Consider the following 231-nt stretch of genomic DNA (forward strand, 5'->3'; position numbering starts at 1 on the left):
GGTATTTCGGCGGCTTTATCGACAATCTGCTAATGCGGTTCGGCGATATCACCCTGTCGATCCCGACCATCCTTGTCGCCATTCTGGTATCCACGGTCGTGCGTCAGATGCTGCCGGTCGGCCTGCGTGAAATTGGCGCTTCTGGGGTTCTTATTCTGGCGATCGCCCTTTCGGCGTGGGTTCAATATGCCCGCACAGTGCGCGCGCAGGCCATTGTCGAGACCGGCAAGG

General features: G+C 58.9%; 1 protein-coding gene. It reads left to right on the forward strand.

What is annotated here, in order from left to right:
* Positions 1-231: ABC transporter permease subunit (locus SB719_RS22880; protein WP_412160144.1), on the forward strand; the 231-nt coding region annotated here is incomplete at both ends.

The organism is Pantoea sp. SIMBA_079 (assembly GCF_046940275.1).
GTDB lineage: Bacteria > Pseudomonadota > Gammaproteobacteria > Enterobacterales > Enterobacteriaceae > Pantoea > Pantoea borealis.